Raw genomic sequence first — 13,459 nt, forward strand, 5'->3', positions numbered from 1 at the left:
TTCGAAGCGTTAAAAAAATATGAACCTGAACGGTAAAAGAGCATTGGTAACCGGCGGTGCGGTGCGGATTGGCCGCGCGATTACCGAGGCATTGCTGGCCGAAGGCGCAGAAGTGATTGTCCATTTCCGGAACTCCGAAAAGGAAGCCAATACCTTCTGGCCGAATATCATTCAGGCCGACCTCGGTGATCCGGCACAGTGTGAAACGCTGCTGGAGCGTGCTTCCCAGCAGTTCGGGCCGATCGATATTCTGGTCAATAACGCCGCCGTTTTCCATCAGACAAAACTGGCCGACGCCACCTACGACGCCGTGATGAAAGAGCTTCAGCCCAACCTGCTCGCGCCGCTGGCGCTGATCCGCGGGTTTGCGCGGCAGACGAAGACCGGAAAGATTATCAACCTGCTCGACCGGCGCATCACCTCGCACGACACCACCTGCATTCCGTATATGCTCAGCAAAAAAGGGCTCGAAGAGCTGACGAAACTGGCGGCGCTCGACCTCGCTCCCGGCATCACCGTCAACGCCGTCGCGCCCGGCGCGATCCTTCCGCCTCCGAAAGACAGCGATAATCCGGCGTGGGAAGTTGCCGGAACCATTCCGCTCGGCAAACGCCCGACGCCCGCCGATGTCGCCAGCGCCGTTCTTTATCTGCTAAAAAGCGACCACATCACCGGACAGACGATTTTCGTCGATGGCGGGCAGAATTTATTGGGAATGGAATAGCAGTTTCAAGGCCGCCGGGACGGCGGCGATACGTACCGCCGGCGTCCCGCCGGCCCTGGGAATTTTAATATGGATAAAATTTATATCAGAGACTTGGCGCTGAGATGCATCATCGGCTTGTATCCCGAAGAGCGGAAGAATAAGCAGGATGTGATCATCAACATCGTGCTGGAGACCGACCTGCGCGCCGCCGGAAAGAGCGATTCGCTGAACGACACGGTGGATTACAAAGCCATTAAGCTGGCGATTCTGGATTTTGTAGAAAACAGCAGCTTCAACCTGATTGAGTCACTGGTGGAAGGAATCACGGCCATCTGCCTGAAAGATAATCGCGTTCAGAGTGCCACGGTCACGATTGATAAACCCGGCGCACTGCGCTTCTGCCGCAGTGTCGCGGTTGAAGTCACCCGTTCGCGGTGACACTAAAACAAGGCAGGCTGGAAGCCTGCGGTACGTATCGCAGGATTCCAGCCTGCCTTGATAAAAGACGAGTCTGTCGGCTACAGTTTTTTGTAATCCGCTCCAGCTGGAGCATGTAACGATTTAAGCGCCGCAAAAGGTAAAGCCGGAACTTAGGGCGTATTCGTCCGTAGATCCGGCTTCTGAGTGTTAATAGCCGGATCCACGGCTTCGCCTGAGTTCCGGCTATACTGACATCTCAATCGCGAAAAGTTATAATCACCGCCCGACAGCCGCATCGATGCGGCGCGACAGATCTTTCATCACCGGTTTCATTTCCGAATCGGCGGCGAGATTTTTCATTTCGCTCGGATCGGCTTCCACGTCAAACAGCCACTCAACCCCGTTCGGGAACCGGCTGTATTTCCACTTTCCACGGCGAATCGAACGGATCAGTGGCTTGGGGTATTGAATGATGGCCTCTTCCCGCTCATGTAAACCGGTTCCTTCCAGCACGGCGCGCAGAGAGAATCCATCTTCGGTCGCCTGCGGTTTTCCGGCGTAGTCGAGCAGTGTGGCGGGAAGATCGGCTGTGCTGACCAATGCATTCGTTTCCACCCGTCCGGTTTTTTGATTCGGCAGTTTGACAGCCAGCGGAATACGGTGAAGTTCTTCGAACGGAACCGGGCCTTTAAAAATCAGGCGGTGCGCCGCGTCCATATCGCCGTGGTCGGTGGTGATCATCACCAGTGCGTCATCGAAAATCTGTTTTTGTTTTAGCTTATCTAGCAGTTCGCCGAGGTTCCGGTCAAACCGTGTTAAACAGTCCCGGTAAACGGCGCGATAGCGTTTTGCTTCGGCTTCACTGTTGCGCACGGTTTCGGAGTAGATTTTCTGATTGCCCATCGGATAGGTGTCCCACGGCGGCCCGTCCGGTAGTTCCCGTTCCGCCCACGAAGCTGGCAAAGGCGTGTTTTCCGGCACAACCGGTTCGTTCATAAAATCCTTCGAGTACGGAGAATTCGGCATGGCCCAATAGACGCCATGCGGCTCGTCGAGAGAGATGAAAAGAGCAACCGGTTTATCAATCTCATCGGCTCTGGAAATAAACTCCAGAGCGTAGTCGCAAACTTCCCGGTCACTGAGCGGCCGGTTTGGCGGTTTGTATTCGTTATAAACGCCCTGCTTTTCGTCCCAGCCAGCAATGGCCGCCGGATCTTCGCCGAGGTGCCACTTCCCGAAATAAGCGGTGTAATAACCCTGTCTTTGCAAACGCTGAGCGATCGTTTCCTCACGCAGAGGAATCCCGTTGTCCACCACACCATGCTTCCACGGACTCCGTCCGGTCATCAGCGTGGCCCTCGCCGGAGAGCAGAGCGGTGTCGCGCAATACACCTTGTCAAAACGGGTCGCGGTGGCTGCAAAACCGTCCAGATTGGGCGTTTTGAAAAACGGATCTTTCGCGCCCATCGCCCGGTGATGCTGCTGGTCGGAAAAAATAAAAATAAGGTTCGGCTGTTTTTTGCGGTTCATTCTGTTTCTCCTCAGTTGGTATGTCTGGAAATCACGACAGGTGCTGAAGCTTCCGTCCGTTCAATCGTCAGCTCGCCCTGCGGCGTTGGAAGCGTCAGTTTAAAAGCCCGGCGGAAAACCGCCTGTTCGTGCAAATGAACTTCGCCATAACCGGGAGCCGTTATTTCCGCGCCGACAAGATGCCGCAGAATGAAGCGCGTCATGCCGCAGCTGAATCCGTGACAAAGGCCTTTCGGCCAGGCGTTGATGCCCCAGACTTCGGGATTATTTTTCTTCAGCGGCTCAAAACTTTCCCAGATGCAGGGCGTTTGCAGTTCGTCCAGCATCGCTCCGAAATAGTCCTTCACTCCGGCTGCCGCGCCTTCCGGATCGCCGCACAATGCGCGGGCCGACGGAACATAGGCCTGATAATAGCCGGTGATAATCGGCGGAAGAGTTTCTGAAGCGAGCGTCGCCTTCAGCTCCGCTTCCTCACCCGGATTCATCAGGCTGGCGAACACCGCGCGGGCATTACTGTGCAGTGACGGACCGCTCGGTCCGAAGTTGAGTTTTTCGACATAGGTTTTCTGGTAGTGCATTCCGAAATCCAGCGGCATGCGCCACGGTGTTTCGGGTGTTTCCGCCAGTCCCAGCGTGTGATGGAATCCGCCCTTCGTGCGAAACAATTTCCTTAACAGCGAACGTAAACGGACGGCGCGGGCCAGATAGTCTGTGCTGCGCGGTTCGTCTCCCAGCTGGCGGGCGATCCACGCGGCATCCTGCAAACACTCCAGCCAGAAAAACTGTTCGATGCTCAGTTCCTCCATGCGCCCGCCGAGCGGCATGGGCGACCAATCGACAAAGCCCATCTTGAAAAAATATTCCACGTCGTCGCGGCGCTCGACCCGCCCGTCTTCGCCGCACTGAGTTGAAATAATCCAATCCATCTGCGGCCAGAACCGGTCGCGGATCGAAGAGACAACCGTGTCCGAAAGGCCGTAGCACTGCAAATGCTCGCGAACCATTTTGATCGATTCGAAGGAGAAAACCGGAATGTTGTTTGCCCATTGCTTCAACGGAAATTTTGCCAGCAGACGCTCCGTCGGGCGCGGATCAAAATAGCCGAAGTCGAAACTGCCTTTCACCATGCGGCCGTCGCCCCACCAGAGATGGCGGTCGCGTTTCGGGCCGTCCCAGAATTCATCCGGACGGGTATTCAGCCGCGCCGTGTAGAGCGTGGATTCCCAGAGTCTCTGCCAGAAAGGGTCTTCGCACTGAAACCGGCTCCGCCGCTCTTTTCCGTAGAATTGCGCTTCCACAGCGATTTTTAAAAGCTCCACCTTGCCGACAACACCGGCCAAGCGGATGCGCGCAAACCGGAAAGCGCCCTCTTCGATCTGGAATGAGAACAGTCCGGCGGATGAAGGATAAAAATTCTGCTTACGAGGACGCTGTCCTTTGCACTGACTGGCAGGCCCCCAGTCGCGGGCTTCCAGTTCGCTCTCGCCGGTACTGCAGGCGATTCCGCCGCCGGAAGGCAGTTTCAGTTCCACGGTCAGGTGGCCGACCAGTTCGGTGCCGAAATCAATCAGTACATCCAGTTCGTCACCGGCCCGGACTTCGCAGCGGAACGGGCCGGGATCTTTTCGTAAGTCCAGATTCTCCAGCGCAATTTCCGGTTCAAGGCGGCCCGGAGAAAGCAGGCGCATGGCGTGCGGATAGACGGTGAGAAACGTCCACTCTCCGTCATACCGCCCAGCAGTTGTATTGGTTGGATCCGGGCTTAGACTTTCATCCAAAAACAACTTCATCGTTTCTCCCTGTGTGATTGTACGCCAGCCGCCATTAAAGGTTTAATTCTTCCCTGAGTCAAAGCGGAGACCAATCCGTTTTTAATGATTTTGTCCGTCGGCCCCGGAAAAAGGCAGGTTTCGGCAAATCCAACGTGATGGATTGTACAAGACCTTCAGGATCCATTCGCGAACCGGTTGAAATAAAACCAGCGGAAAAAAGAAAAGGTAGAAGGAAAGACTGCCGACCAGAATGTCGGACAGCCAGTGGCCGCCGCCCGCCAGACGCGGCAAGGCAAAAACAATTATACCGAAGGCGGCGCACCACCCGTACCATGAGCGCAGTCGCCAGATAAGAAAGGAGCCGATAAACATCAGCACGGTCGCGTGGTCACCGGGGAAACTGTTGCTGGAGCCGACCTTTACACTCCAGGTGATATGCTCCTTCAAATCCGTAAGCAGAATCGCCTGCGCCTTCAGTCCGGCGGTTTCCGTCGGCGACAGGCGATGAAAATGAATAAGCGCCTCGGATGCCAGCGTAACGAGCAGAAGCGCGGCGATCATGTAGAGTCCGAACTGAATCAGTTCGGCGCGGTTTTCATTCCGCGGATTGCGGACATAATAAATGACAAACAGAAGTCCCATCCATGCGGCAGCGACAAGATCAAACGCACGATGGTTGGCAATGCCCCAGACCGTCTGCATCACCGGATTGTCTTTCATTGTGCCGTTCATCGCCAGAAAGACATTCGAGTCGATCGCCTTCCAGAAAGAATCCTGCTGTGTATAACGGAGGGCCGGGCGACCCTTCACATCGTTATAGCCTTCCTGACACCGGAACCAGCTGCCAAACAAGACTGCCGCCAGCACCATGCACAACAGGATTAACACCAGAGAACTGCGCTTTTTCAAATTAAACTCCTCACAAAAATCGAATAACGCGGGAAAATATGCCGTAGGCATTTTGGAATGCAATCCGGTTTTGTTATCAAAAACTACTCCGCGCGACAGAGCAGGCCTTTGAGATAGGCCCCTTCCGGGAAATTCAGGGCGATCGGATGATCCGGTGACTGATTCAGTACCGCCAGAATTTGCCCGTTCCGTCCGGCATCGAGCGCGGAGTCGGCGACAATCTTCTGAAACAGAGGCATCTCCATCAGGCCGGAACAGGAAAAAGTGAAAAGCAGTCCGCCGGGCCGCAGCAGTTTGAAGGCCAGCAGGTTGATGTCTTTATAACCGCGCGCGCCCTTTTCGAGCTGATTGCGCGATTCAATGAACTTCGGCGGATCGAGAATGATCAGGTCAAAGTCGCGCCGCGAGTCGCGGAAGCGGCGCAGCTCTTTGAACACATCGCCTTCGATGTATTCCGAAGCCGCCGGATCGAGTCCATTGAGCGTGGCGTTTTGTTTGGCAATCTCAAGCGCCGGGCCGGAGCTGTCCATTTGCAGAACGTGCTTCGCGCCGCCAAGCAGTGCGGCGACACCGAAGCCGCCGGTGTAGGAAAAGCAGTTGAGTACGTCGCGCCCTTCGGCCCACTGGCGTACGGCCAAGCGGCTGTCACGCTGATCGAGGTAGTAACCGGTCTTGTGTCCGCCTTTAATGTCCACCAGCAGACGCATGCCGCTTTCTTCGATTTCAACGTGCTCCGGCGGCTCCGCGCCGCTCAGCACGCCGCAACGCGACGGAAGACCTTCTTTTTCGCGCACCGAAACATCGGATCGCTCGTAGATGGAAAGTCCGGGAAAAAGTTCCTGCAACAGTTCTACGATGGTGTCTTTCCAAAATTCGGAACCAGCGGAAAGAAACTGGCAGACCAGCCAGTCGGCATAGCGGTCGATAATCAGACCGGGCAGTCCATCGGACTCCGCCGCGACCAGCCGGAGTGCGTTGGAATTAATTTTCCCGCGAGCAGCAATGGCATTTTTCAGCTTCGTCCGGAAGAAGTCGGCATCAATAACGGTCGCCGGATTAAAGCTCCAGACGCGCAGGGAAATCTGCGACTGCGGCGACCACGCGGCTTGCGCCAGCGGTTTACGGTCAAACGAACAGACCGTGACGGTTTCGCCGACACCCGGCGCGACTTCGACGCGCTCGATCGCTCCGGAAAAAATCCACGGATGCCGCTGAAGCAGATTCTTTTCGCGACCTTTTTTTAGAATGACAGAATTCATGCCCGCGTTCTTAAACATAGAGTGAGATCAAGTCGACTTTAAATCGCTGGTGAACGTTACGCATCACTCTGAGCGGGCGGAGTCCGCGATAGAGTGAATGCGGTGATCCGAAACAACTGTAGGTGCAGGCGGGTGACTTCGCCTAACGTTTGTACGGTGGTTCCGAGCATTGGGAAAAACGCGGGTAGCGTTGCCGTTCTGAAGAGCGCCGGGTGAGGTCACCCGGCCTACATAACACTGAAAGAAATCCACTCCCCTGTAGGCCGCGTGACCCCACGCGGCGGGAGGTTTTTGGATAGGTTCTGGTTTCAGCACACGATGCGGGCGAACTTGCGCTTGCCGACTTTAAGAATCATTCCGTCGGCAGGCGTGATGACCGCTTTGACGTCGGAAATCTGTTCGTCGTTGATGCGCACCCCGCCTTGCTGAACCAAACGGCGGGCTTCGCTGGTGGAGGTCGCGAATCCGGCTTTGACGACCAGATCAATGATACCGGTGTCGCCATCCAGTTTTAGATCGGGCATATCGTCCGGCAGTTCGTTCTGAGAAAAGATGCGGGCGAATTCGTCGGAGGCTTTCTGGCCTTCGCCAGTGCCGACAAAGCGGTCGACGACACAGCGGCCGAGTTCGTCTTTAACGGCGCGCGGATGCAATTCGCCGGAGGCGACTTTGGCCTGCATAGTTTTGATTTCCGCCGGATTCCGGCAAAGGATGTGCAGGAAATATTTCCACATCAGCTCGTCGCTGACGCTCATCAGTTTGCCGAACATATCTTTGGCGCATTCATTGACGCCGACATAGTTGCCGAGGCTCTTGCTCATTTTCTGCACGCCGTCGAGTCCTTCGATCAGCGGAAGTGTCATGACGACCTGCGGTTCCTGTCCGTAAACCTTTTGCAGTTCGCGGCCCAGCAGCAGATTGAAAAGCTGGTCGGTTCCGCCAAGTTCCACGTCGGCTTTGACCATGACGGAGTCGTAGGCCTGCACCAGCGGATAGAGAAATTCGACGAGAGAGATTGGGCGGTTGTCAGCGTAGCGTTTAGAAAAGTCGTCGCGCGCCAGCAACTGGGCCACGGTGACGTGCGCGGAGAGACGGATGACGTCTTCAAACTTCATGCCGCCGAGCCATTCGGAATTGAAGCGTACTTCGGTTTTTTCCGGATCGAGTACTTTAAAAATCTGCCGCTTATAACTTTCGGCGTTGGCGGCAACCTGCTCGCGGGAAAGCGCCGGACGGGTCGCTGACTTGCCGGACGGGTCGCCGATCATGCCGGTGAAATCGCCGATAATGAAAACCACCGTATGCCCCGCGTCCTGAAATTCGCGCAGCTTGTTCAGGCCGACGACGTGGCCGAGATGAATATCCGGCGCGGACGGGTCGGCGCCGTATTTGATGCGCAGACCGCGCTTTTCTTTTTTGGCGGCTTCGAGTTTGCGCTTCAGTTCCCCGGCGGAAATCAAATCCACATGGCGGGCTGTGAGGACGTTGAGCTGTTCATCAATAGTCATAGTGGGATGGAGAATATGGAACCGCATTCCGCGGAACAAGGAATATCGAAGCTGGGGATAAAAAACCTTTCACAGGCTCCATCCCGCATACTTTGTCTTTCGCTCCGGTAGCTCAGCTGGACAGAGCAACGGCTTCATAAACCGCACCGGCAACCCCGGTAAAGACCGTCGCGCTGACCGCGCTCATCCATACACTTACACCGAGAAGCCACCAGGTTGTCCGCTCGCCGCCGCGGAAATAGTCGCTGGTGTTATTTGTTAAACGCCTTAAAAACCCGCCCGAGGTTCGAGAGAACCAGCATGAAGACGAAGATGATGATGTACTCTGTTATGTTGCTTTTGACATTGCATACATCCTTACATTTTTCAGGTTCTGGAAACCGCGCTGCCTGAAAAGCTATTTCTTATCGGCCAGACTTTCTTCAAGTCCACCGGGCCTGTTGCGCTTCAACCAAATGTCCGCGAAACGCGCCTTGAGCTCCATGCTCACCGCTTGCAGCGGGCCAAGGGAGGCGTTATCCCTGATTCGACGTGCACGTTCAAGCGCGTAGCGGGCCATGTCGTGCGCCAGCAGCAGTTCCTCGCGGCAGCGCATGCCCTCGCCCGTTTGCGGGGTAGCCTTCTCAATGTGTGCCCGCGCCAAATCGAGACATTGCCGCCCGGCCTCCAGCTTCTGGTCCGTCAGTAACGGAAGATAGGACGCGAGTTCCTCTGGCGGCAGGTGCGAACCGAGAAACAGGAAACTGCGGTTCGGAATGGGGATGTCCATGGCTTCATCCAATTCCCCAAGCGCGACAGAGGCCTTGCCCAGATTTCCCGAGGAGTCTTTGAAGAGCAAAAGGTCGAGGCTGTCCGCCAGCGCCGGCTCATCGGCGCGGGGATTCCATGAGGCATTCGCGGCGAGCAGCAGACCCGGCAAGGCGGTCGCCCACGTCTGGGGATGACCGTTATCGCCCCAATGCGTATGCAGAAATCCTCTGGCTCCGTGGCGCACAGCGGCCTGAGCGGCGGCGCGGATGTTGGCACGCGCCGTGTGCAAACGCCCGGTAAAACTGTTCCAGGTGGAATCTCCCGGTGCAATATAGAACGGCTTGCCTGTTGCCGCGATCAGCGCGCATTGTTCGTCGAACGGGTGATCGGCCTCATACCCCCAGATGACCGGGCGGGCGTTGTCCGGGGCGAGCGGGGCCAGCTCCGGCGAATGCAGCAGGCCATCCGCCCAGTAAAGCGCCTCACGCCCATGCGCGGTGGCGAGCGCCACGAGTTTCGACAAATGATTGAGATAGAGACGGCCCTTTCCCATGGTTTCAGCCAGAGGCTGGCTCCAGCCTGTCCCCAGTTCCCAGGGCTCGTCGCCGCCGATGTTGAACTTGCGGCTCGTGAAGTTGGGCAGCAGCTCGTCAAATAATCCGCCGACAAAATCCAGCGATGCCTGGTCGGGCCTGAGCGTCGTGCCCCAGGGGCGGCGCTTGCCGTCAACCGGGTGCACAAAGCCGTCCGGGCACTCGGCAAGATGCCGGTAGTCGTTGTGGCGCAGCCATCGCTCCATGTGGCCGAAGCTGTTCTGGTTGGGAACGAGTTCGATGTGGAGTTCGCGGCAATGGGCGTCCAATGCGCGGAGTTCCTCAGCCGTCATCGGGGAAGCACCCTTCCAAACCGTTTCATGGCCCGCGTAGGCGAATGTATGCTCCATGTAGAGCTGGAACTGGTTCAGCTTCAGGGATGCCATGAGGCTGGCGATGTCCATCAGAGACTCAAGCGTCGGAACTTTGCAGCGGCTGATATCCAGCATGAATCCGCGCTCAGGCAAGGCCGGCGCGTCCTCAATTTCCAGACAGGGCATCCGTTCGCCGCACTGGCCGGCAATCTGTGCGAGTGTCTGGCGCGCGTAGAATATGCCCGCCGGCCCGCCATGCGCGATGTGCACGCCATCGGGTGAAATGGATAAACGGTACGCCTCGGCGCCCAGCGTCGCATCAACCGCGACAGAGGGTGTCTGCTCCGGATGGATGCAAACACCATCTTTAAGCCGGACAGAATTAGGCTCGGGTATCAGAATCATTTTCATTCCGTTTAAAAGCGTTGCCAACGGCATAGGTGACCGCTGCGCCGATCGCTATCACCCATGTCCACGCGATGGAAATCCGCCCCGTTTTAATGGCGGCAAGGCTTATAGACGCCACCAACAGCCCCAACCCGATCGCCAGCATGTTTCCGGCATCATTGCCGCGCCTGCCTCGCAGACCCAGCAGGAATACTCCGAGCAAGACGCCGTACGTGACGCTGGTAACCTGAAATGCGAGCCACAGGAACGACTCACTATCGCGAAACAGCCATGCGATCAGCGCAAGGATGATGGCAAAAATGTAAATAAGCCAGCGGGAGATCGCCAGATGGTTGAGTTTCTCTCGCTTCCTGCCCGTCCATGGTTCGATCAGATCCCGTAAGACCGAGGAACTCAGGGCGGCCGTCGTGGAGTCAATGCTGGACATCGCCGCGGCCAGCACGCCGGCGAGCAGCAGCCCGCGCAATCCCGCCGGGGCGATTGCTGTGATAAACCGCGGAAATGCCTCATCATTGCTTGAGAGATTCGTGAGCTCGGCGCCCAGCGGCGTGCAGCTTATTCCGTAGAGACCAACCCCCACCAGCAGGAAAAGCGCCGCAATCGGGATGGCGATGAACCCGCTGAGGGCAACACTGCGCCGTGCGCTGGCTGCGTTTTTGGCGCTGAGCAGGCGTTGCGTGAGATCCTGATCCGTTCCCAGCGCAGCCGTTGTGCTGATAAAACCGAACCAGATAGCCATCATCAGCGTTTTCGAGTCGTTGAACCACGCGCCGATTCCTTCTCCGTCGGGTACGAGCCGGAATACTTCAAAACGCCCGCCCTCCATACCCGCTGATACAAAAGAGTGCCATCCCAGCACCTGCACGATGTAGCAAAGCACGGCGATCCCAGCCCCCGTAAACACGAGCGCCTGCACACAATCTGTCCAGATCACCGCCTTGATGCCGCCGTAACCTGTGTAAATAACGGTGAAAAGGGTGAACGCGATGATGACCCAATGCAGAGGCATCCCGAAAATAATACTGAGTCCCTTTGCCGCGATAAGCAGCCTGACACCGGACGCCATCAACCGGGTGACAAGGAACAGCAGGGAGCCCGCGTACTGGCTGCGCGGCCCGAAGCTCTTGCCGAGAAACTCGTAGATGCTCATGCAGCCCGCATTGTAAAAGGCACCGATGAACACGGCGGCGACGAAAAACCGCGCCAGGATGGACCCTATGCCGAACTGCAGATAAGTCATGTTTTCGCCAAAGCCAATGCCCGGCACCGCGAGAAAGGTGGCCGCGCTGACTTCGGTGGCGATGAGCGATGCAAGCACCGCAAGCCATGGAACCTTTCGCCCCCCGACAAGAAAATCCGCCTCATTCTCCTCGCGGCCGCCGGCATAGAAGCCTACGCAAAGAACCGTAATCAAATATGCAGCCGCAATCAGCCAGTCAACAAAAGCCATTATTTCATCCCTCCTGCCGGATTCTCTCCAGCGTTTTCAATACAATCGGTTCGGTAGGCTGCAACGACGCCTGTGCCTCAAACAGCGCGTGCGCCACCATAGAGTAATCCGGTCTGCGTCCGCAACGCCTGCAGTGGAGTTCGCGCACATAGCGGATCGCCCGGTCGATCAGCTTGTTATTGCTCGGCTTTACCCAGGTCATGAGGTTTCCCTCGTAGCGGCCAAGACGGCCCATCATCAGCGTGGAATGCGCATTGAGCAGCACCTTCAGGCAGAGGTTGCGCTGAATCACATCGGCAGGCATCGGTACCGCGACCGCAATGTCATCAAGGGCGAAACGGACACTGCTGCTGCCGTCCTCAATCGAAAACAGATGCGCGGCAGAGCCCCATCGCGCCTCGCGGTGCGCACGGGCATGGTTGGAAATGTCATACCCAAGCAGCCAGTCCCTGCCGGTTATGCTGCGCGTTTCCTGCCATTCGAGCGTGCGCGGCCCTCGCCCAAGGAGGGCATCCCAGGCACCGGCGCTGTCCCGTGACTCGGCAAGCGTCAGGTAGCAAAGCGATTTGGGCAGACTGGTGTCCTGCAGGTTCTCAAATGCGGCGAGGCTGAATGTCGGGGCGCGCTCGGTGGTGTCGGTCAACACTGTCAGTCCATACTCGCGGGTAGAGTAAAGCACATGGCCCCCGTTCTGGTAAATGGCACTCTCGGCCTCCGTCAGCGGCGCCAACTCTGCATAATTCAATCGCTCTATCGCTGCCATCAGGCGCTCCAGTTCCTCCCCGATCATGCCAGGACGGTCACGATGCCGGATAGCAATCAACAGGGCCGCCAACTGGACGGTGGTGGCCTGCATGCGTGTGCTGCCCGCGAGAGCCATCGGCCCCACAGTCAGATTCAGCTTTCGAATGCGCGGGTCATCCAGCGTTTCACGCGAGCGGGTGGCGACACGCCTGAGCACGTCGTCGGGATTACAGTAACAGAACCACGGCGCGCGGATCGAAAGCGGAATCGAAGCCTGGACCGCACCGATGACAAACGGCGTCTCCCCGCCTTCCGTCACACCCACGAGCATGTCGCCATCCCGGTAGCCCAGTTCCGTTAATTGTCGCGCTCCATATTCGGGGTGATCCTCAAAGCCCTCAATCGAACGGATCAGCGCAACATCACCGCCCGCCATGAATCCGATTACGGATTCCCGCAGTTCCGGGGGCAGCACGCCGCTCCGGCAAAGCATTTCGACGGTAAGGGCAAGCCGTCCCGTAGCGCCGCATCCCGCAATAAACAGCCGTCCTCCGGAGGCAAAGGTGTCCGCAATGCACTGAGCAAGCTCCGCAATCCTCTCCGCCTCACCACACAAGCACGACAGCGCTAAGAGGTCTACCTCCCGCAATCGGTTAAACGCGGCGCGCAAATCCTCCTGTGAAAGGCGGGAGAGATCCGCCGTCAGGGGATGAGACTGCTCGGTGGGCAGGTCTCCTAGACTAAATTCGCCGGCCACCTTCAGGAACTTTTCCGCTTGGTCAATAGCATTCAGCATAGACTCTCGAATACCACAGCTCTCTCATTCTTGTCGAGCATCCCCCTGATCAGTCCTCCGGTACCGGAGGCCGGCAACTCTTTTCCAATGGTTGGAAAAAATCCGCTTTCATCTTTCATCGTTCATCCTTCATAGTTCGCCCCGTCGCTCCGGTAGCTCAGCTGGACAGAGCAACGGTTTCCTAAACCGTAGGTCGCGGGTTCGAATCCCGCCCGGGGTACCAGCGGGATGAGAACCATCGGGTTCGCGCCGAGGCCAAAGGCCGAGACAGGCTTCACAAACGTGAAGCAATGAAGCGAA

10 protein-coding genes and 1 tRNA gene are annotated in these 13,459 nt (G+C 57.2%); 3 read left to right on the forward strand and 8 right to left on the reverse strand.

Annotated elements, in window-relative coordinates; translation table 11 throughout:
• Positions 1–19 precede the first annotated feature (19 nt).
• The gene (locus HOO88_06675) at positions 20–724 is read left to right on the forward strand and encodes an SDR family oxidoreductase (protein NOU36438.1); all 705 of its coding nucleotides are present in this window, start codon (positions 20–22) and stop codon (positions 722–724) included.
• Between the two features lie 69 nt (positions 725–793).
• Positions 794–1,144, forward strand: a complete 351-nt coding sequence (gene folB, locus HOO88_06680; GenBank protein NOU36439.1) for a dihydroneopterin aldolase — start codon at positions 794–796, stop codon at positions 1,142–1,144.
• 258 nt (positions 1,145–1,402) lie between these two features.
• On the opposite strand, the gene HOO88_06685 is transcribed toward folB, so the two are convergent.
• From HOO88_06685 to HOO88_06720, 8 genes are all read right to left on the reverse strand, one after another.
• Complete coding sequence (locus HOO88_06685; GenBank protein NOU36440.1) at positions 1,403–2,656, reverse strand: sulfatase-like hydrolase/transferase; 1,254 nt, start codon at positions 2,654–2,656, stop codon at positions 1,403–1,405.
• Between the two features lie 11 nt (positions 2,657–2,667).
• Positions 2,668–4,446 carry a hypothetical protein gene (locus HOO88_06690; GenBank protein ID NOU36441.1) on the reverse strand — a complete coding sequence of 593 codons (1,779 nt, stop codon included), beginning with the start codon at positions 4,444–4,446 and terminating at the stop codon, positions 2,668–2,670.
• A gap of 81 nt (positions 4,447–4,527) precedes the next feature.
• Complete coding sequence (locus HOO88_06695; GenBank protein ID NOU36442.1) at positions 4,528–5,337, reverse strand: phosphatase PAP2 family protein; 810 nt, start codon at positions 5,335–5,337, stop codon at positions 4,528–4,530.
• Between the two features lie 83 nt (positions 5,338–5,420).
• Positions 5,421–6,596: a 23S rRNA (cytosine(1962)-C(5))-methyltransferase RlmI gene (locus tag HOO88_06700; GenBank protein NOU36443.1), complete on the reverse strand. Its 1,176-nt coding sequence runs from the start codon at positions 6,594–6,596 to the stop codon at positions 5,421–5,423.
• 308 nt (positions 6,597–6,904) lie between these two features.
• A complete protein-coding gene (locus tag HOO88_06705) occupies positions 6,905–8,104 on the reverse strand; it encodes a tyrosine--tRNA ligase (protein ID NOU36444.1) in 1,200 nt (399 codons plus the stop codon).
• A 397-nt stretch (positions 8,105–8,501) separates the two neighbouring features.
• Positions 8,502–10,166, reverse strand: a complete 1,665-nt coding sequence (locus HOO88_06710; protein NOU36445.1) for a family 20 glycosylhydrolase — start codon at positions 10,164–10,166, stop codon at positions 8,502–8,504.
• The gene (locus HOO88_06715; GenBank protein NOU36446.1) at positions 10,144–11,619 is read right to left on the reverse strand and encodes a sodium/solute symporter; all 1,476 of its coding nucleotides are present in this window, start codon (positions 11,617–11,619) and stop codon (positions 10,144–10,146) included. Before HOO88_06715 ends, HOO88_06710 begins: the two co-directional genes overlap by 23 nt.
• Before the next feature lie 4 nt (positions 11,620–11,623).
• Positions 11,624–13,159 (reverse strand): SIS domain-containing protein, encoded by a 1,536-nt coding sequence (locus tag HOO88_06720; protein NOU36447.1) that lies wholly within the window; start codon positions 13,157–13,159, stop codon positions 11,624–11,626.
• A gap of 146 nt (positions 13,160–13,305) precedes the next feature.
• Between HOO88_06720 and HOO88_06725 the strand changes: the two genes are divergently transcribed.
• Positions 13,306–13,382: transfer RNA gene (locus HOO88_06725), tRNA-Arg, on the forward strand.
• The last annotated feature ends 77 nt before the right edge of the window (positions 13,383–13,459 follow it).

It is taken from the genome of Kiritimatiellaceae bacterium (genome assembly GCA_013141415.1).
Taxonomy (GTDB): Bacteria; Verrucomicrobiota; Kiritimatiellia; order Kiritimatiellales; family Tichowtungiaceae; genus Tichowtungia.

Excerpts from the sequence above, each read along its gene's own strand:
- HOO88_06675 (NOU36438.1), top strand. The coding sequence starts at position 20 with ATGAACCTGAACGGTAAAAGAGCATTGGTAACCGGCGGTGCGGTGCGG.
- folB (NOU36439.1), top strand. The coding sequence starts at position 794 with ATGGATAAAATTTATATCAGAGACTTGGCGCTGAGATGCATCATCGGC.
- HOO88_06685 (NOU36440.1), bottom strand. The coding sequence starts at position 2,656 with ATGAACCGCAAAAAACAGCCGAACCTTATTTTTATTTTTTCCGACCAG.
- HOO88_06690 (NOU36441.1), bottom strand. The coding sequence starts at position 4,446 with ATGAAGTTGTTTTTGGATGAAAGTCTAAGCCCGGATCCAACCAATACA.
- HOO88_06700 (NOU36443.1), bottom strand. The coding sequence starts at position 6,596 with ATGAATTCTGTCATTCTAAAAAAAGGTCGCGAAAAGAATCTGCTTCAG.
- HOO88_06705 (NOU36444.1), bottom strand. The coding sequence starts at position 8,104 with ATGACTATTGATGAACAGCTCAACGTCCTCACAGCCCGCCATGTGGAT.
- HOO88_06710 (NOU36445.1), bottom strand. The coding sequence starts at position 10,166 with ATGATTCTGATACCCGAGCCTAATTCTGTCCGGCTTAAAGATGGTGTT.
- HOO88_06715 (NOU36446.1), bottom strand. The coding sequence starts at position 11,619 with ATGGCTTTTGTTGACTGGCTGATTGCGGCTGCATATTTGATTACGGTT.
- HOO88_06720 (NOU36447.1), bottom strand. The coding sequence starts at position 13,159 with ATGCTGAATGCTATTGACCAAGCGGAAAAGTTCCTGAAGGTGGCCGGC.